Annotated in this window: 17 protein-coding genes; 8 read left to right on the top strand and 9 right to left on the bottom strand. The window is 72.1% G+C overall.

The window, feature by feature from the left end; all coding sequences use genetic code 11:
- The first annotated feature begins 2 nt into the window (after positions 1 to 2).
- A complete protein-coding gene (locus tag AC6I72_RS21640; RefSeq protein WP_498002779.1) occupies positions 3 to 1,448 on the top strand; it encodes an MFS transporter in 1,446 nt (481 codons plus the stop codon).
- Positions 1,449 to 1,462: 14 nt separating this feature from the next.
- On the opposite strand, the gene AC6I72_RS21635 is transcribed toward AC6I72_RS21640, so the two are convergent.
- A complete protein-coding gene (locus AC6I72_RS21635; RefSeq protein ID WP_498002778.1) occupies positions 1,463 to 2,515 on the bottom strand; it encodes a helix-turn-helix transcriptional regulator in 1,053 nt (350 codons plus the stop codon).
- Between the two features lie 101 nt (positions 2,516 to 2,616).
- On the opposite strand from AC6I72_RS21635, the gene AC6I72_RS21630 reads away from it, so the two are divergent.
- Positions 2,617 to 4,047 carry an MFS transporter gene (locus AC6I72_RS21630; protein ID WP_498002777.1) on the top strand — a complete coding sequence of 477 codons (1,431 nt, stop codon included), beginning with the start codon at positions 2,617 to 2,619 and terminating at the stop codon, positions 4,045 to 4,047.
- A gap of 232 nt (positions 4,048 to 4,279) precedes the next feature.
- Positions 4,280 to 4,702 carry a hypothetical protein gene (locus AC6I72_RS21625; RefSeq protein WP_498002775.1) on the top strand — a complete coding sequence of 141 codons (423 nt, stop codon included), beginning with the start codon at positions 4,280 to 4,282 and terminating at the stop codon, positions 4,700 to 4,702.
- An 18-nt stretch (positions 4,703 to 4,720) separates the two neighbouring features.
- Here AC6I72_RS21625 and AC6I72_RS21620 read toward each other — a convergent pair whose 3' ends face one another.
- Both AC6I72_RS21620 and AC6I72_RS21615 read right to left on the bottom strand, forming a co-directional pair.
- Entirely contained in the window at positions 4,721 to 5,314 is a 594-nt protein-coding gene (locus AC6I72_RS21620; RefSeq protein ID WP_498002774.1) for a TetR/AcrR family transcriptional regulator, read from the bottom strand.
- A 37-nt stretch (positions 5,315 to 5,351) separates the two neighbouring features.
- Positions 5,352 to 6,362 (bottom strand): aldo/keto reductase, encoded by a 1,011-nt coding sequence (locus tag AC6I72_RS21615; RefSeq protein ID WP_498002772.1) that lies wholly within the window; start codon positions 6,360 to 6,362, stop codon positions 5,352 to 5,354.
- A gap of 266 nt (positions 6,363 to 6,628) precedes the next feature.
- On the opposite strand from AC6I72_RS21615, the gene AC6I72_RS21610 reads away from it, so the two are divergent.
- Positions 6,629 to 7,711, top strand: coding sequence for a chitinase (locus AC6I72_RS21610; protein ID WP_498002770.1), 1,083 nt, complete (start codon positions 6,629 to 6,631; stop codon positions 7,709 to 7,711).
- Positions 7,712 to 7,795: 84 nt separating this feature from the next.
- Here the strand turns inward: AC6I72_RS21610 and AC6I72_RS21605 are convergent, their stop codons facing one another.
- Positions 7,796 to 9,178, bottom strand: a complete 1,383-nt coding sequence (locus AC6I72_RS21605; RefSeq protein ID WP_037854295.1) for a glycine--tRNA ligase — start codon at positions 9,176 to 9,178, stop codon at positions 7,796 to 7,798.
- Between the two features lie 205 nt (positions 9,179 to 9,383).
- On the opposite strand from AC6I72_RS21605, the gene AC6I72_RS21600 reads away from it, so the two are divergent.
- The 4 genes from AC6I72_RS21600 to AC6I72_RS21585 are packed head-to-tail and all read left to right on the top strand — an operon-like array spanning position 9,384 to position 12,570.
- A complete protein-coding gene (locus AC6I72_RS21600) occupies positions 9,384 to 10,340 on the top strand; it encodes a metal ABC transporter substrate-binding protein (RefSeq protein WP_498002768.1) in 957 nt (318 codons plus the stop codon).
- A gap of 20 nt (positions 10,341 to 10,360) precedes the next feature.
- On the top strand, positions 10,361 to 11,182 hold the full coding sequence (locus AC6I72_RS21595; protein ID WP_498004763.1) for a metal ABC transporter ATP-binding protein: 822 nt from the start codon (positions 10,361 to 10,363) through the stop codon (positions 11,180 to 11,182).
- A complete protein-coding gene (locus tag AC6I72_RS21590; RefSeq protein WP_498002766.1) occupies positions 11,182 to 12,084 on the top strand; it encodes a metal ABC transporter permease in 903 nt (300 codons plus the stop codon). Before AC6I72_RS21595 ends, AC6I72_RS21590 begins: the two co-directional genes overlap by 1 nt.
- A gap of 60 nt (positions 12,085 to 12,144) precedes the next feature.
- Positions 12,145 to 12,570 carry a Fur family transcriptional regulator gene (locus AC6I72_RS21585; protein WP_498002764.1) on the top strand — a complete coding sequence of 142 codons (426 nt, stop codon included), beginning with the start codon at positions 12,145 to 12,147 and terminating at the stop codon, positions 12,568 to 12,570.
- Between the two features lie 88 nt (positions 12,571 to 12,658).
- Here the strand turns inward: AC6I72_RS21585 and AC6I72_RS21580 are convergent, their stop codons facing one another.
- The 5 genes from AC6I72_RS21580 to AC6I72_RS21560 form a co-directional block, all read right to left on the bottom strand.
- The gene (locus AC6I72_RS21580) at positions 12,659 to 14,068 is read right to left on the bottom strand and encodes a histidine-type phosphatase (protein WP_498002762.1); all 1,410 of its coding nucleotides are present in this window, start codon (positions 14,066 to 14,068) and stop codon (positions 12,659 to 12,661) included.
- A gap of 141 nt (positions 14,069 to 14,209) precedes the next feature.
- Positions 14,210 to 15,049, bottom strand: coding sequence for an isoprenyl transferase (locus AC6I72_RS21575; protein WP_498002761.1), 840 nt, complete (start codon positions 15,047 to 15,049; stop codon positions 14,210 to 14,212).
- A 37-nt stretch (positions 15,050 to 15,086) separates the two neighbouring features.
- Positions 15,087 to 15,833 (bottom strand): DNA repair protein RecO, encoded by a 747-nt coding sequence (gene recO / locus AC6I72_RS21570; RefSeq protein ID WP_037854304.1) that lies wholly within the window; start codon positions 15,831 to 15,833, stop codon positions 15,087 to 15,089.
- Between the two features lie 42 nt (positions 15,834 to 15,875).
- Positions 15,876 to 16,100, bottom strand: a complete 225-nt coding sequence (locus AC6I72_RS21565) for a hypothetical protein (protein ID WP_037854305.1) — start codon at positions 16,098 to 16,100, stop codon at positions 15,876 to 15,878.
- Positions 16,097 to 16,357 carry a hypothetical protein gene (locus AC6I72_RS21560; protein WP_498002759.1) on the bottom strand — a complete coding sequence of 87 codons (261 nt, stop codon included), beginning with the start codon at positions 16,355 to 16,357 and terminating at the stop codon, positions 16,097 to 16,099. The genes AC6I72_RS21565 and AC6I72_RS21560 overlap by 4 nt, the downstream gene beginning before the upstream one ends.
- Positions 16,358 to 16,450 lie beyond the last annotated feature (93 nt).

Genomic DNA, 16,450 nt, shown 5'->3' with positions numbered 1-16,450 from the left:
ACATGCCCGAGCTGAGTCACCGCCGGCGGCTGCTGGTGCTCGCGATCTGCTGCATGAGCCTGCTGATCGTGAGTCTGGACAACACCGTCCTGAACGTCGCCCTGCCCTCCCTGCAGCGCGAGCTGCACGCCGCTACGTCCGGTCTGCAATGGACGATCGACGCCTACACCCTGGTGCTGGCCTCCCTGCTGATGCTGGCCGGCTCCACCGCCGACCGGATCGGCCGCAAGCGCGTCTTCATGACCGGCCTCGTCGTCTTCGGCATCGGCTCGCTGCTGTGCTCCCTGGCCCCGAACCTCGAACTGCTCGTCGTCTTCCGCATGGTGCAGGCCGTCGGCGGCTCGATGCTCAACCCGGTCGCCATGTCGATCATCACCAACACCTTCACCGACCCGCGCGAACGCGCCCGCGCCATCGGCGTGTGGGGCGCCGTGGTCGGCATATCCATGGCCGCCGGGCCGCTGGTCGGCGGGCTGCTGGTGGAGTCCGTCGGCTGGCGCTCGATCTTCTGGCTCAACCTGCCCGTCGGCCTCGCCGCGATCCTGCTCACCCTCCGCTTCGTCCCCGAGTCCCGCGCCCCCAGGGCCCGCCGCCCCGACCCGGTCGGCCAGGTGCTCGTCATCGCCCTGTTCGGCGCGCTGACGTACGCGATCATCGAGGCCCCGGACGCGAGCGCCACCGTGGTCCTGCCGTTCGCCGCCGTCGCGCTCGCCGCGCTGCTCGGCCTGCTGTGGTACGAGCCGCGCCGCACCGAACCCCTCATCGACCTGCGCTTCTTCCGCTCCGCCCCGTTCAGCGGGGCCACGGTCATCGCGGTCAGCGGCTTCGCGGCGCTCGGCGGTTTCCTGTTCCTGTCCACGCTGTACCTGCAGAACGTACGCGGTCTGGACGCCCTGCACGCCGGACTGTGGATGCTGCCGATGGCGGCGCCCACGTTCCTGTGCGCCCCGCTGTCCGGACGGCTGGTCGGCACCCGGGGGCCGCGGCTGCCGCTGCTGATCGCCGGGACCGCGATGACGGCGAGCGCGGTGCTGTTCGCGCTCTTCGAGGCCGAGACGTCGAACGCCACGCTGCTCGCCGGGTACGTCCTGTTCGGCATCGGCTTCGGCTTCGTCAACGCGCCCATCACCAACACCGCCGTGTCCGGCATGCCGCGTGCCCAGGCGGGGGTCGCCGCGGCCGTCGCCTCGACCAGCCGGCAGCTCGGCTCGACCCTCGGCGTCGCGGTGGTCGGCGCCCTGCTGGCGTCCGGGACCGGCTCGTCCTCGTACCGGGACACGTTCGTGTCGGCCGCCCGGCCCGGGTGGTGGGTGCTGGTGGCGTGCGGCGCGCTGGTGCTGGTGCTGGGCGCCCTCACCAGCGGCCGGTGGGCCCGGCGGACCGCCGAACGCACCGCCGACCGGCTCCAGGAGCACGAGGTGCGGCAGGCGGCGGGCGTCGGCGCCTGACCGGAGCGCGGAATCTAAGAGTTCCGTTCCACCGCGATGGCGTGCAGCTTCTCCAGGCGCTCCCGGGACTCCTCGTCCGCCGGGACGTAGGTGACCATGCGCGGGCCCGCCTCCGGGCTGAGCCACAGGTCGGTCTGGTCGACGGTGAGGCGGCCGACGCGGGCGTTGCGGAACTCCTTGCGCTTGCCGGCCGGCGCGACCACCTCGTGCCGGTCCCAGGCCTCGCGGAAGTCGGGCGACTCGCGCAGCCGCTTGAGCAGCGTCTTCCAGGCCGGGTCGGCGAGGTGGCCGGCCATCGCGGCCCGGAAGCGGGCCGCCATGATCCGGGTGGCCTCCTCCAGGTGCACGATCGACGAGCGCCACTGCGGGTTGGTGTACGCCAGGATCATGCAGTTGCGGTCCTCGGGCGGCACCGCCTCCAGGTCGCACAGGAGCAGGCCGTAGGTGCGGTTGTGGGCGAGGATGTCGTACCTGCTGTTCTGCAGGCAGGCCGGGTAGGGCTCGATCTGTTCCAGGAGGGCGCGCAGGGCCGGGGTGACCGACGGGCAGGTGGTCGTCGGCGCCGGATCGGTGGCACCGGCGAGCCGGAAGAGGTGGGCGCGCTCGCTGGGGTCGAGCAGCAGGGTGCGGGCGAGGGCGTCCAGGACCTGCGCGGAGACCTGGATGTCGCGGGCCTGTTCGAGCCAGGTGTACCAGGTGACGCCGACCGCCGAGAGGTGGGCGACCTCCTCGCGGCGCAGGCCCGGGGTGCGGCGGCGGGCACCGCGCGGCAGGCCGACCCGCTCGGGGGCGATGTGCTCGCGCCGGTGCCGCAGGAAGGCGGCCAGCTCGTGCCGCCGGATCTCGGAGGCCGCGGACTCCCGCAGCCGCCCGGCCTGCTCCTGCCCGGCGCCGGCCGGGCCGCCGGGCGCCGCGCCGGCCCCCGGTGCCGCCGGGACGCGCGCAGCCTCCCGTACGGCCGCCGCCCGCGGTGCCGCCGCGGCCGCCGCCGTCCCTGCCGGGGCCGTCCTCACCGCCGGCTCCGCCGTCGCCGTCCGTGCCGCCGTCTCCTGGGCCATGGTGGTCATGCCTCCAGCCTGCCGCCGCGCCGACCCTGTTTCCAGGTACTCCGGCTACCAGGATAAGGACACTCTGGTACCTGTCTCGCTCCGGTCGCAGGCTCGGATGCGTGACCACCCGAACCATCTCCTCCCGCACCGTCCGCACGGCCGTGGCGCCCCCGGCGCTGGGCGGCCCCGGACTGTTCACGGTGCTGCTGGGCGCGGCACTCCCCCTCATCGACTTCTTCATCGTCAACGTCGCCCTGCCCACGATGGGCAAGGACCTCCACGCGAGCGAGGCCGTCCTCGAACTCGTCGTGGCCGGTTACGGGGTGGCCTACGCCGTGCTGCTCGTCCTGGGCGGCCGGCTCGGCGACCTCTTCGGCCGGCGCCGGCTCTTCCTGGGCGGCATGGCGGCCTTCGGCCTGACCTCGCTGGCCTGCGGTCTCGCGCCGGACGCCTGGTCCCTGGTCGGGGCGCGGGTGGCGCAGGGCGCGGCGGCGGCGGCGATGCTGCCGCAGGTCCTCGCCACCATCCAGGCGGCGACCGAGGGCCGCCGCCGGGCCAGAGCGATGGGCCTGTACGGCGCGACGGCCGGCCTGTCCATGGTGGCCGGGCAGATCCTCGGCGGTGTCCTGGTCGCGGCCGACCTGTGGGGCACCGGCTGGCGTTCGGTGTTCCTGGTGAACGTGCCCGTCGCCCTCGTCGGCCTGGTGCTGGCCGCCAGGGCCGTCCCGGAGACCCGCTCGCAGCACCCGGAGCCGGTCGACGGCCCCGGCACGGTCCTGCTGGCGGCCTCCCTGCTGACCCTGCTGGTACCGCTCACCGAGGGCCGCGCGGCCCACTGGCCGCTGTGGACGTGGCTGTCGCTGGCCGCCTTCCCGCTGGCGGCCGCCGGGTTCTACGCCGTCGAGCGGCGCGCGGACCGGCAGGGCCGTACGCCGCTGGTGCCGCCGAGCCTGTTCCGGCTGCTGTCCCTGCGCCGCGGCCTCGCGCTGATCGTGCCGTTCTCCGTCGGGTTCAGCGGCTTCATGTTCGTCATCGCGGTGGCGCTGCAACAGGGCGCCGGCCTCGGTCCGGTCCCGGCGGGGCTGGCGCTCGCGCCCATGGCCGTCGCCTTCTTCCTCGTCTCGCTGGCCGGGCCCCGGCTGGTCGCCCGGTACGGCACGCGGGTGGTGACGGCGGGCGCGGTCGTGCAGCTGGCGGGCGTGGGCCTGCTGGCGCTGACCGTCCGGGAGTCCTGGCCGCAGGTGGGCTTCACGGAGCTGCTGCCGGGTGCGGCCGTGGCCGGTGCGGGGCAGGCGATGCAGCTGCCCGTCATCTTCCGGATCATCCTCTCCGAGGTGCCGGCCGCACGGGCGGGCGTCGGCAGCGGGGTCATGGTCACCGCCCAGCAGTCTTCGCTGGCGCTGGGCGTGGCCACCCTGGGCACGCTGTTCCTGTCCCTGGTCCCCGGCCTCGGCATGCGGGACGCGCTGGTGATCACCCTGCTCGTCCAGCTGGCCGGGATCGTCCTGACGGGCCTGCTGAGCCTGCGGCTGCCCCGCACGATCGGCTGACGGCCGGAAATCGTCACCGTGTGTGACCGAATGGTCAAAGGTAAGAAACAGGTCAAGTGATCCACCCCTCTGACCTGCCGATTTACCTCAAAGCCGTCTCCTTACCGACCAGTTCCGGAGCCCGCCGACATGCCGCGCGAACGAACCCGGGCAAATCTGGAGGAGCGCGAGCAGCCCCCCGGGGCGGCCATCGCGCCGCAGGGGGGAATCCGTCGACCAACGGGAGACCACCATGTCTGTCACCACCAGCCGCCGCTGGGTCCGTGCGCTCGCCGCCGGCGCCCTGTCCGCCGCCCTCGTGTCGGCCGGGTCGGCCACCGCCCTGGCCGCGAACGACGCGCCGCAGGCCAAGCCGAGCCCGACCCACAGCATGATGCCGGCCAAGGAATCGATCACGGTCAAGGCCAGCCACTCCAAGGTCAAAGCCGGGCAGAGCGTGACGCTCACCGGCCGCACCGCCGACATGGCGGCCGGCGCCAAGCTCACCGTCCAGCACCTGAACAACGGCAAGTGGACGACGCTGCGCGCGACCACGGTGGTCAAGAAGGGCAACACCTACACGGTGACCACCAAGCTCGCCGCCAAGGGCAAGCAGCACCTGCGCGTGGTGCACGGGGCGACGCACTCCAAGACGATCACCGTCGACGTGACCTGAACCCGGGACGAGACGGCGCTAACGCGCCAGTAGTCCCCGCAGCAGCAGGTCCAGGAGGAGGTCGAACTCCTCCTGGACACCCGGCCGCTCCCACTGCCCCGCGTAACCCGGGTCGTGGTAGCGGCCGGTGGCGTGGAAGAGGGCGCGGGCCGTGGCCGCCGGGTCGGCGACCGCGAAGACCCCGGCGGCCACGCCCGCCTCGACGATGCCGGTCAACTGGGCGGTCAGCTCGGCGATGTGCTGCTCGACCGCCGCGACGTTCTCCTCGGCGAGCGCCGAGTACGTGGCGAACATCTCGGGATCGTCGCCCGCCTTGCGGCGCTTGGCGTCGAACAGCGCCTGGAACCAGGCGCGCAGCCGCTCCCGGGGGTCGGGCCCGTCCCCGGCCGCGATCCCCACCAGGGCGTCGTGCGTCCGGTCCAGCCACCGCTTCGTCACCGCCTCGCGCAGCGCCGCCTTGGTGCGGAAGTGGCGGTAGACACTGCCGTGGCTGACGCCGAGCGCGCGGGCCACGTCCACCACGGTGGCCTTCGCCGGCCCGTGGCGGCGCAGCACCTCCTCGGTCGCCTCGATGATGCGCTCGGCGGTCAGGGTCTCAGCAGCGGGTGACATGCCTAGACCGTACCCAAACGCCTGTCCGGCGCGGCGGTCAGTGCTCGCTGTCCAGGTGCGCCATCTGCGCCTCGGGGTAGCGCGCGCCGGCCGCCGCGTCCGCCGGTACGGCCTCCTCGATCGCCGCCAGGTCGGCCGCGTCCAGCGTGACGTCGAGCGCGCCCAGGGCCTCGGTGAGGCGCTCGCGGCTGCGGGCGCCGATCAGCGGCACGATGTCCTCGCCGCGCGAGAGCACCCAGGCGATGGCGGTCTGCGCCACCGTGACGCCCTTGCCGTCGGCGATCTTCCGCAGCGCCTCGACGAGGTCCAGGTTGTGCTGGAGGTTCTCGCCCTGGAAGCGGGGCGAGACGGCGCGGAAGTCGGTCGGGGCGAGCTGCCGGTCACGGGTGAAGTGCCCGGAGATCAGTCCGCGCGACAGGACGCCGTAGGCGGTGACGGCGATGCCCAGCTCGCGGGTGGTGGGCAGGATGGCGGCCTCGATGCCGCGCGAGATCAGCGAGTACTCGATCTGGAGGTCGGAGATCGGCGCGGTGGCGGCGGCGCGGCGGATGGTGTCGGCGCCCGCCTCGCTGAGGCCGATGTGGCGGACGTGTCCCTTCTCGACCAGCTCCGCGATGGCGCCGACGGTCTCCTCGATCGGCACGTCGGGGTCGACGCGGGCGATCCGGTAGACGTCGATGTGGTCGACGCCCAGGCGCTGGAGCGAGTAGGCGGCGAAGTTCTTCACGGCGGCGGGCCGGCCGTCGTAGCCGCTCCAGTTGCCGTCGGGGTCGCGCAGGGCGCCGAACTTCACGCTGGTCAGAGCCTGCTCGCGCAGGACGGCGGGGGCGGTGCGCAGGGCTTCGCCGAGCAGCATCTCGTTGTGGCCCATGGCGTAGAAGTCGCCGGTGTCGAAGAGGGTCACGCCCGCGTCGAGGGCGGCGTGCACGGTGGCGATCGACTCGGCCCGGTCCGCCTCGCCGTACAGCGCGGACATGCCCATGCAGCCGAGACCGAGGGCGGAGACCTGGGGGCCGGTGGTTCCGAGGGAGCGGGTGTTCATCGTCATGGCTCCACCTTGGCATGACAGCTGACAGATTTCAATATCTGTCATTCCATACTTGCCACTTCTTGCGGACACCCCGCCATCGGTCCAGACCTCTTGACGAAAGGTCTGGACCATAGGACTGTCATGTCTGCGACACCCGCGCCACCCCCCACCCGCGCGCCGTCCCGCCGGGCCCAGCACCCTCGCGCGCGCCACCTCACCGCCCCCTCAGCGCCACTCACCCACCCCCGCCCGCCACCTCACCGCACCCCACCGGGAGGCCGCCCATGCTCCGCCGGATCCGCCGGACACCCCGCCTGCTCGCCGCCGCGCTGGCCACCGCCTGCCTCGCGCCGCTCGCCCTGTCCCTGTCGTCCCCCGCGGCCTCGGCCGCCCCCGCCACGGCGGACGCCGCCACCTGCGCCGTGAAGTCCCGGCCCGCCGGCAAGGTGCTCCAGGGCTACTGGGAGAACTGGGACGGCTCCTCCAACGGCGTCCACCCGCCCTTCGGCTGGACCCCGGTCACCGACTCCCGGATCGCGGCGCACGGCTACAACGTGCTCAACGCGGCCTTCCCGGTGATCCTGTCCGACGGGACGGCGCTGTGGGAGGACGGCATGGACTCGGGCGTGAAGGTCGCCACGCCCGAGGAGATGTGCGCGGCCAAGGCGTCCGGACAGACCATCCTGCTCTCCATCGGCGGCGCGGCGGCCGGCATCGACCTGAACTCGCAGGCGGTGGCGGACCGGTTCGTCGCGACGATCGTGCCGATCCTGCAGAAGTACAACTTCGACGGCATCGACATCGACATCGAGACCGGCCTGACCGGCAGCGGGAACATCGGCCAACTCTCCGCCTCGCAGGCCAACCTCATCCGCATCATCGACGGCATCCTGGCCCGGATGCCGTCGAACTTCGGGCTGACCATGGCACCCGAGACCGCCTACGTCACCGGCGGCAGCATCGTCTACGGCTCGATCTGGGGCGCCTACCTGCCCGTCATCAAGAAGTACGCCGACAACGGCCGGCTGTGGTGGCTGAACATGCAGTACTACAACGGCAGCATGTACGGCTGCTCCGGCGACTCCTACTCGGCCGCGACCGTGCAGGGCTTCACCGCCCAGACCGACTGCCTGAACAAGGGCCTGGTGGTCCAGGGCACCACCATCAGGGTCCCCTACGACAAGCAGGTGCCCGGCCTGCCCGCCCAGCCGGGCGCGGGCGGCGGCTACATGTCCCCCTCCCTGGTCTCCCAGGCCTGGAACCACTACGGCAACGGCCTCAAGGGGCTGATGACCTGGTCGCTCAACTGGGACGGCTCGAAGAACTGGACCTTCGGCGACAACGTGAAGGCGCTCCAGGGCCGTTGAGGCCGCCGGGAACGCAGAACGCCGTACGGCCGCCGGTGATCCGGCGGCCGTACGGCGTCGGGGACGCTCCCGGGAGGGGCCCGGTCAGCAGCCGATCAGGCGGGCGGCCAGGTAGCCCTCGATCTGGTCCAGGGAGACGCGCTCCTGCTTCATGGAGTCACGCTCGCGGACGGTGACCGCGTTGTCGTCCAGGGTGTCGAAGTCGACGGTGACGCAGTACGGCGTGCCGATCTCGTCCTGGCGGCGGTAGCGGCGGCCGATGGCGCCGGCGTCGTCGAACTCGATGTTCCAGTGCTGGCGCAGCGCCTGGGCCAGGCCCTTGGCCTTCGGGGACAGCTCCGGGTTGCGGGACAGCGGCAGCACCGCGGCCTTCACCGGGGCCAGGCGGTGGTCCAGGCGCAGCACCGTGCGCTTCTCCATCTTGCCCTTGGCGTTGGGCGCCTCGTCCTCGACGTAGGCGTCGAGCAGGAACGCCAGCATCGCGCGGCCGACACCGGCCGCGGGCTCGATGACGTACGGCGTCCAGCGCTCGCCGGCCTCCTGGTCGTAGTAGGCGAGGTCCTGGCCGGAGGCCTTGGCGTGGGCACCGAGGTCGTAGTCGGTGCGGTTGGCGACACCCTCCAGCTCGCCCCACTCGTTGCCGCCGAACTGGAAGCGGTACTCGATGTCGGCGGTGCGCTTGGAGTAGTGGGAGAGCTTCTCCTTGGGGTGCTCGTACCAGCGCATGTTCTCTTCACGCAGGCCCAGGCCGGTGTACCAGTTCCAGCGCTGCTCCATCCAGTACTCGTGCCACTTCTCGTCCTCGCCCGGCTTGACGAAGAACTCCATCTCCATCTGCTCGAACTCGCGGGTGCGGAAGATGAAGTTGCCCGGCGTGATCTCGTTGCGGAACGACTTGCCCATCTGGGCGATGCCGAACGGCGGCTTGCGGCGCGAGGTGGTCTGCACCTGGGCGAAGTTGGTGAAGATGCCCTGGGCGGTCTCCGGGCGCAGGTAGGCGACGGAGCCGGTGTCCTGGGTGGGGCCGAGGTGGGTGGAGAGCAGGCCGGAGAACTGCTTGGGCTCGGTGAACTGGCCCTTGTTGCCGCAGTTGGGGCAGTTGACGTCGGCCAGGCCGTTCTCCGGGAGGCGGTGGTGCTTGGCCTCGTAGGCCTCCTCCAGGTGGTCCGCGCGGAACCGCTTGTGACAGGCGGTGCACTCGGTCAGCGGGTCCGTGAAGGTGGCGACGTGGCCGGAGGCGACCCACACCTCGGTGGCCAGGATCACGGACGAGTCGATACCGACCACGTCCTCGCGCGACGTCACCATGTAGCGCCACCACTGGCGCTTGAGGTTCTCCTTCAGCTCGACGCCCAGCGGCCCGTAGTCCCAGGCGGCGCGCTGGCCGCCGTAGATCTCACTGCAGGGGAATACGAAGCCACGGCGCTTGCTCAGGCTGACGATGGTGTCGATCTTGTCGGCGGCCACGGTGCTCTCTTCATTACGACGACGGGCGACGAAGCGACGGCTGCGCTTCGACGAAGCGAGACGCTTCAGAGCGAATGCTTCAGGGTACCGGCGCAGGCTCCCCCTCAATCAAATCGGTGCCGGACAGCGGCCCGGTCAGCGGCCTCCGGGGCCCCTGACAGGGGATTGTTGACAACGGTTTCCATTTTTGTTGAAAATGACTGTCATGAACGCACGACGTCACCTCATATCCGGGACCGCTCTCGCCGCGTCCTGCGCCCTCGGCCTCGGCGCCCTCACCGCCTGCTCCTCCGCCGACGCGGCCGGCGGCAGCGGGAAGTACGACGTCGTCGCGTCCTTCTATCCGATGGCCTTCCTCGCCGAGCGCATCGGCGGCGGCCACGTCCACGTCACCAGCCTCACCCAGCCCGGCCAGGAGCCGCACGACCTGGAGATCAGCGCCAAGCAGACCGCCCAGCTCCAGGAGTCCGACGCCGTCCTCTACCTCAAGGGACTCCAGCCCTCCGTCGACGAGGCGGTCGCCCAGTCCGGGGTGAAGACCAAGGTCGACGCCGCCTCCCTGACCACCCTGGAGGAGCACGGCAACGAGGTCGGCGGGCACGCCGCCGCGCACGACACCCACGAGGGCGAGGAGTCCGGCGGCAAGGACCCGCACATCTGGCTCGACCCGGTCCGCTACGCACAGGTCGCCCAGGGCGTCGGCAAGGCCCTGGAGAAGGGCGACCCGGACCACGCGGCCGACTACCGCAAGAACACCGCGGCCCTGGTCCAGCAGCTCGACGAGCTGAACACCCGCTTCGAGAAGGGCCTCGCGCACACCACCTCGAAGGTCTTCCTCACCACCCACGCCGCCTTCGGCTACCTCGCCGAGCGCTACGGCCTGACCGAGGAGGCCGTCAACGGCCTCGACCCGGAGTCCGAGCCCAGCGCCGCCCGGGTCAGGGACCTGGAGCGGATGGCGAAGGCCGACGGCGTCACCACCGTCTTCTACGAGACGCTCGTCAGCGACAAGACCGCCCGGACCATCGCCGCGGACGCGGGCCTGAAGACCGACATCCTGGACCCGCTCGAAGGCATCACCGAGAAGTCCCGGGGCACCGACTACTTCTCGGTCCAGGAGGCCAACCTCAAGGCGCTCCAGCAGGCGCTGGGCGCCAAGTGACCGACACCGGGGAGCAGACCATGGGCGAACCCGTCATAGCCATGCGCCAGGTGCGCGCCGACCTCGGCGCCCGCCCCGTGCTGCGCGGCATCGACCTCACCGTGCACCGGGGCGAGGTGGTCGCGCTGCTCGGCGCCAACGGCTCCGGCAAGTCGACGGCCGTACGCAGCCTCATCGGCCAGGTGCCGGTCAGCGGCGGCGAGATCGAGCTGTTCGGCACCCCCCGGCGCCGCTTCGGCGACTGGGCGCGCGTCGGCTACGTGCCGCAGCGCACCACCGCCGCCGGCGGCGTCCCGGCGACCGTCACCGAGATCGTCTCCTCCGGGCGGCTCTCCCGCACCCGCTTCGGCGTCTTCCGCACCGCCGACCGCGAGGCCGTGCGCCGCGCCCTGGACCTGGTCGGCATGGCGGACCGCGCCAAGGACCCGGTGGACGCCCTCTCCGGCGGCCAGCACCAGCGGGTGCTGATCGCCCGCGCGCTCGCCGCCGCCCCCGAACTGCTGATCATGGACGAGCCCATGGCGGGCGTCGACCTGGCCAGCCAGGAGGTGCTGGCGCGGACCCTGCGGGAGCAGGTCGCCGCCGGGACCACGGTGCTGCTGGTGCTGCACGAGCTGGGCCCGCTGGAGCCGCTGATCGACCGGGCGGTCGTGCTCCGCGACGGCTGCGTCGTGCACGACGGCCCGCCCCCGAAGGCGGTCGGCCGGCACGCCCTGCCCGGCCACGACCACGCCCACCCGTCACCCGCCACCGCCCTTGCCGGAGGTGCTTCGCACCACTGCCTCGACCCCAACGCCGCCGCCGGCGGCGCCGCGCCGATCCGTACGGGACTGCTGAGCTGATGGACTTCCTGAACTACGCCTTCATGCAGCGGGCGCTGCTGGCCGCCGTGCTGGTCGGCATCACCGCGCCCGCCGTCGGCATCTACCTGGTCCAGCGCCGCCAGGCGCTGATGGGCGACGGCATCGGGCACGTGGCGATGACCGGCGTCGGCCTGGGCTTCCTGCTCTCCGCCTCCCCGGTGTGGATGGCCACGGCCGTCTCCGTGCTCGGCGCGGTCCTCATGGAGCTGATCCGCTGGTACGGCCGCACCCGCGGCGACATCGCCCTCGCGATGCTCTTCTACGGCGGCATGGCGGGCGGTGTCATGTTCATCAACCTCGCCCCGGGCGGCTCCAACGCCAACCTGACCTCGTACCTCTTCGGCTCGCTCTCCACGGTCTCGCAGTCCGACGTCGTGGCGATCTGCCTGCTGGCGGCCTTCGTCGTCCTGGTCACGCTGGGTCTGCGCCGCCAGTTGTTCGCGGTCAGCCAGGACGAGGAGTTCGCCCGGGTCACCGGTCTGCCGGTGCGCGCCCTGAACCTGCTGACGGCCGTCACGGCGGCGGTCACGGTGACGGTCGCGATGCGCGTGGTCGGACTGCTGCTCGTCTCCGCGCTCATGGTGGTCCCGGTGGCCGCCGCCCAGCAGCTCACCCGCAGCTTCGCCGCGACCTTCGCCGTCGCCGTCGCCATCGGCGTGAGCGTGACGATCGGCGGCACCGTCACCTCCTACTATCAGGACGTACCCCCCGGTGCGACGATCGTCCTGCTGACCATCGCCGCGTTCATCGCCCTCACCGCGCTCGCCGCACCGCTGGCCCGGCGCCGCGCCCGGGCGCTCGCCGCGGCCGGGTCCGCGGCCGCCCCCGCGGAGTGCGCGATCCCGGCCGCCCGGGGCGCCGCCGGGGAGGTCGGCGTCTGACCGGGCTCCGCCCGGGCTGGCACAATGGCCCCGGCAGGCGCAGACGTGAGGAGGCATCCGGTGACGACCGCAGGACCGCCCGTGAAGGGCCGCGCCACCCGGCAGCGCGCCGCCGTCGCGGCAGCCCTCGACGAGGTCGACGAGTTCCGCAGCGCGCAGGAACTCCACGACATGCTCAAGCACAAGGGCGACTCGGTGGGCCTGACCACCGTCTACCGCACCTTGCAGTCCCTCGCCGACGCCGGCGAGGTCGACGTACTGCGCACCTCCGACGGTGAGTCCGTCTACCGCCGCTGCTCCACCGGCGAGCACCACCACCACCTCGTCTGCCGCGTCTGCGGCAAGGCGGTCGAGGTGGAGGGCCCGGCCGTGGAGAAGTGGGCGGAGGCCATCGCGGCGGAGCACGGCTTCGTCAACGTCGCCCACACGGTGGAGATCTTCGGCACCTGCGCGGAGTGCGCGGCGACGGAGACCCGGCCGCACTGACGCGGGGCCGGCACGGGCGGGGCCCGCGGCCGTGGCCGCGGGCCCCGCCCGTGCCGGTGAGCCCGTCGCGTCCGCCCGGGCGTCCCTCTCAGCGCCGTCCGAAGCAGCGCTCCAGCTCGTCCAGGTCGTAGAAGGCGCTGCCCCTGGCGATCGGGCGGCAGCCGGTCTTGAACGCGGTCTCCTTCTCGTTGTAGAGCATGCGCACCAGGTAGCGGCCGCCCTTGGCGAAGACGTCCCACTGGATGTTCGTGCCCAGCGGTGACACGTCCGCGCCGCGCCAGGGGTTGTCCTTGTAGGTGTACGGGTGCTGCGGCGACACCGGCTCCGTACTGCCCGGCAGCCCCATCAGCGCGGCCAGCGGGATGATCTCCTCGGCGTGCGTGAACCGCAGTTCGGCGCCCTTGTCGTTGGTGCCCGCACGCTTGGTCTCGACCTGCTCGAAGAAGTCGTCCAGCAGGACGCCGGCCATCTCGTAGGTGATGTCGCTGCCGGCGAACCCGGGGCCCTTCTCGTAGAAGTCCTCGGCGTCCCCGAGGTAGCCGAACCAGTCGGCGTCCTTCGCGGAGAGGTAGCGGTCCATGTCCCAGCCCTCGCCCCGGGGGCTCTCCTCGCGCATGGCGGGGGCGATGGCGTACAGGTTGTAGACGGCGGTGGCCGCGTCGACGGCGCTGCCGAGCGAGGCGAACTCGCCGTTCTCGATCCGCCGCACGAACGGCTCCCGGAACAGCCGGCGCAGCACGCCGCGGGCGTGCGCGTGGGTCGCGGGCTGGTCGGTGAGGCTCTTCAGGGTGGCCGCGAGCCGCTGGTCGTTCTCGATGTAGTCGCGGTAGGCGGCGCCACCGGCCGCCTTGTGGAAGTAGAGCAGGTCCTTGTCGGTGCGCACGGGCCCGATCAGCGGCTTCAGCTCCGGGTCGGCGTCGGCGAGGCCGCCGGCGAACCGCTCGCCGCTGGCCACCGCCCGCCCCTGCCCCGAGCTGACCAGGTCGATCTTCTCGCCCTTGCCGGCGATCTTCGCGAACAGCTCCGGCATCCGCTGCCGCAGCCGCACCGCCGTGTCCCGCATCTCCTGCTCGCCGCGCCCGCTGAGGTTGCCGTAGCCGACCTTGTCCATGGCGGCCAGCAGGGCGCGCACGACCGGCCCGAACTCCTCGCCCCGGTCCGTGAGCTGCCCCTCGGCGGCGGCCTTCTCCCACAGGGCGAGGACGAGGTCGCCGTCCTCGCTGTCGCCGGCCGCGCGGGAGCCGTGCCGGGAGACGTCCTCGGTGAAGACGGGCGTGAACCCGGCGGGCGGCTTCTGGTAGGTGCGGGGGTTCTGCTGCGGGGCGTACGGCGCCTTGGTGCCGTAGCTGTCGCGGTCGTGACCGCTGTGGCCGTGGCTGCCGTGGAGGGCACGGCCGTGGGTGCCGCGGTGCGCGGACCGGTCGGCGGCCGTGGCCTGCGCGGGCAGGACGGCGACGAGGGCGGTGCACAGGGCGAGGACGGGGGTGACACGCTTCATGACGCGCATCGTGGGTGACCCCCGTGAACCCCCGGTGACCAGCAGGTGTCCATGGTCACCGGGTACCCCCGCGCCACGGGCACTCCCGCTCCGCGGAGCGCCCTGCCCCCGGCTCCCCCGTCCCCGCGAGATCCGTCCGCCCTACGGCGTGTCCTGCCTGCCCTCCATGGCGAGCAGTTCCTCGTTGGGGATGGCACCGCCGAAGCGGCGGTCGCGGGAGGCGAACTCCACGCAGGCCCGCCACAGGTCACGGCGGTCGAAGTCGGGCCACAGCACGTCCTGGAAGACCATCTCGGCGTACGCGCTCTGCCAGAGGAGGTAGTTGGAGGTGCGCTGCTCGCCGCTCGGACGCAGGAACAGGTCCACGTCCGGCATGTCCGGGTAGTACAGGTACCTCTGGATGGTCTTCTCGGTGACCTTGGCCGGGTCGAGGCGGCCGGCCGCCACGTCCTCGGCCATCGCCTTCGCCGCGTCCGCCAGCTCCGCCCGGCCGCCGTAGTTCATGCAGAAGTACAGCGTGATCAGGTCGTTGTCCTTGGTCTGCTCCTGGGCGACCTGCAACTCCTTGGCGACCGACTTCCACAGCCGGGGCATCCGGCCCACCCAGCGCACCCGGACGCCGAGCCCGTCGAGCTGGTCGCGGGACTTGCGGATGAAGTCCCGGTTGAAGTTCATCAGGAAGCGCACCTCGTCGGGCGAGCGCTTCCAGTTCTCGGTGGAGAACGCGTACAGCGAGATGTTGCGCACGCCGATCTCGATCCCGCCCTGGAGCACGTCGAGGACGCGTTCGGCGCCGACCTTGTGCCCCTCGGTGCGGGGCAGCCCGCGCTGCTTGGCCCAGCGGCCGTTGCCGTCCATGACGATCGCCACGTGCTCCGGGACCAGCTCGCCCGGCAGCTTCGGCGCACGCGCGCCGGACGGATGCGGCTCGGGCGCGTCGTACTCGCGGCGCCGGCCTCCCAGGAACCCGCGTACGGCCATGTGCTCCTCGTCTCCCTCTGGTCCCTCTTGCTTGCTTCTACTTCTCGACGTACCTGAGCGAGCGCAGGCCGCGCTCCAGGTGCCAGTGCAGATAGGCGGACACCAGCCCGCTGCCCTCGCGCACGTACCGCGGCTCGCAGGCGTCGGCGGTCGTCCAGTCCCCCGTGAGCAGCGCGCCCAGCAGCGCGAGCGTCTGCGGCGAGGGTACGACACTGCCCGGCACCCGGCAGTCGACGCAGACCGAGCCGCCGGAGGCCACCGAGAAGAACCTGTTGGGCCCCGGCATCCCGCACTTCGCGCAGTCGCCGAAGCTGGGCGCGTAGCCGTTGACGGCCAGCGAGCGCAGCAGGAACGCGTCGAGGACGAGGTGCGGGGCGTGCTCACCGCGGGCGAGGGTGCGCAGTCCGCCGACCAGCAGCAGGTACTGCTGGACGGCCGGTTCGCCCTCGTGGTCCGTGAACCGCTCGGCCGTCTCCAGCATGGCCGTCCCGGCGGTGTACCGGGCGTAGTCGGTCACGATCCCGCCGCCGTACGGAGCGATGGTCTCGCTCTGCGTGCACAGCGGCAGCCCGCGCCCGACCAGCTCGCTGCCCCGCGCGAAGAACTGCACGTCCACGTGCGAGAAGGGCTCCAGCCGGGCCCCGAACTTGGATTTCGTGCGCCGCACCCCGCGGGCCACGGCACGCACCCGGCCGTGACCCCGCGTGAGCAGTGTGATGATCCGGTCCGCCTCACCCAGCTTCTGGGTGCGCAGCACGATGCCGTCGTCGCGGAACAGACTCATGCGCCCATTGTCGCGCACGGCGGGAGCGGCCCCGTCCCTCCTTCAGGGCACCTCCCCCCGGCTGCGGGCGTTCGCGTACGCCGTCGCCGCGCTGAGCCGCTCGGCCGGGGTGGCCGCCCGCACCAGCTCCGGCGGGCAGTCCCACTCCCGGCCGCCGCCGAGGGGGCGCAACTGGACGTACGGTCCCTCGTGGCCCATGACCACGCCGATCCGCCCGGTGCCGGTGTCGAGGGCGTAAGTCCCGACCGGCGGACACGGGCCGCTCACCGCAGGACCGCGGCGAGCCGTGCGGCCGTCTCCACGGAGCAGCGGCCCAGCTCCACCAGCGGGCAGGGCGCCTCGCGGGCGAGCCCGGCCGGGTCGAGCCCGAGCGAGGGCAGGGTGATTCCGGCTTTTCCGAGAGCGGTACGCAATTCAACGATTGTTTCCTCCGCTTCCTGAACACAGACCGCCGAGTGAGCCGAGTGTTGCCGTGGTGCCACTGTGTGCTTCCTCCCTTTCTCTTTCTCCGGGATTTCCTTCATGCCGGAGTTTTACGCTTCGTGTCTCCACAGTGACGTTCCGCGTCTACACTCGGAAGGGTTTCGGGCCCTACAAGAAGAGGGCTGCACAAGGGG

The organism is Streptomyces sp. Xyl84 (assembly GCF_059731885.1).
Note: the sequence above shows the minus strand (reverse complement) of the source record. Positions and strands in the feature narration are given on the sequence as shown.

What these genes read in the sequence shown, in the direction of transcription:
- AC6I72_RS21640 (WP_498002779.1), top strand. Translation starts at nt 3, where the DNA reads ATGCCCGAGCTGAGTCACCGCCGGCGGCTGCTGGTGCTCGCGATCTGC.
- AC6I72_RS21635 (WP_498002778.1), bottom strand. Translation starts at nt 2,515, where the DNA reads ATGACCACCATGGCCCAGGAGACGGCGGCACGGACGGCGACGGCGGAG.
- AC6I72_RS21625 (WP_498002775.1), top strand. Translation starts at nt 4,280, where the DNA reads ATGTCTGTCACCACCAGCCGCCGCTGGGTCCGTGCGCTCGCCGCCGGC.
- AC6I72_RS21620 (WP_498002774.1), bottom strand. Translation starts at nt 5,314, where the DNA reads ATGTCACCCGCTGCTGAGACCCTGACCGCCGAGCGCATCATCGAGGCG.
- AC6I72_RS21615 (WP_498002772.1), bottom strand. Translation starts at nt 6,362, where the DNA reads ATGACGATGAACACCCGCTCCCTCGGAACCACCGGCCCCCAGGTCTCC.
- AC6I72_RS21610 (WP_498002770.1), top strand. Translation starts at nt 6,629, where the DNA reads ATGCTCCGCCGGATCCGCCGGACACCCCGCCTGCTCGCCGCCGCGCTG.
- AC6I72_RS21600 (WP_498002768.1), top strand. Translation starts at nt 9,384, where the DNA reads ATGAACGCACGACGTCACCTCATATCCGGGACCGCTCTCGCCGCGTCC.
- AC6I72_RS21595 (WP_498004763.1), top strand. Translation starts at nt 10,361, where the DNA reads ATGGGCGAACCCGTCATAGCCATGCGCCAGGTGCGCGCCGACCTCGGC.
- AC6I72_RS21590 (WP_498002766.1), top strand. Translation starts at nt 11,182, where the DNA reads ATGGACTTCCTGAACTACGCCTTCATGCAGCGGGCGCTGCTGGCCGCC.
- AC6I72_RS21580 (WP_498002762.1), bottom strand. Translation starts at nt 14,068, where the DNA reads ATGAAGCGTGTCACCCCCGTCCTCGCCCTGTGCACCGCCCTCGTCGCC.
- AC6I72_RS21575 (WP_498002761.1), bottom strand. Translation starts at nt 15,049, where the DNA reads ATGGCCGTACGCGGGTTCCTGGGAGGCCGGCGCCGCGAGTACGACGCG.
- recO (WP_037854304.1), bottom strand. Translation starts at nt 15,833, where the DNA reads ATGAGTCTGTTCCGCGACGACGGCATCGTGCTGCGCACCCAGAAGCTG.
- AC6I72_RS21560 (WP_498002759.1), bottom strand. Translation starts at nt 16,357, where the DNA reads ATGAAGGAAATCCCGGAGAAAGAGAAAGGGAGGAAGCACACAGTGGCA.